Below are 454 nucleotides of genomic sequence, written 5' to 3' on the forward strand. Positions count from 1 at the left end.
CTACGACGTCATCGTCATCGACTGCCCGCCCAGCCTCGGCATCGCCATGGACGCCGCCCTCTACTACGGCCGGCGCCGCCGCGACGAACGCCCGGGACGCTCCGGCGTCGTTATCCCCGTCCTCGCCGAGGACTCCTCCGCCACCGCCTACGGCATGCTCGCCCAGCAGATCGAAGACCTCTGCGAAGACCTCTCCCTGGACATCGAATACCTGGGTCTGGTCGTCAACCTGTACGACTCCCGCCGCGGCTACGTCGCCACCTCCTCCCTGGACAACTGGAAGAACCTCGGCGACCCAAAGGTCCTGGCCGTCATCGGCGACCTGAAGGAACAGCGGGAAGCCGTCCGAAAGCGGATGCCACTGCTGTCGTACGCGCCGAACAGCGACCAGGCCGAGGCCATGCGTCAGGTAGCGAAGGGAGCCAGCCGGTGAGCAAGGCCGACACCCTAGGAG

General features: G+C 67.0%; 1 protein-coding gene. It reads left to right on the top strand.

Annotated features, from left to right (window positions below):
* The coding region (locus tag OO69_RS48230; RefSeq protein ID WP_033287402.1) for a ParA family protein at positions 1-433 on the top strand (433 nt) is incomplete at its 5' end.
* Positions 434-454: the final 21 nt, after the last annotated feature.

The sequence above is a fragment of the Streptomyces sp. NRRL F-525 genome (genome assembly GCF_000716605.1).
Lineage (GTDB): Bacteria > Actinomycetota > Actinomycetes > Streptomycetales > Streptomycetaceae > Streptomyces.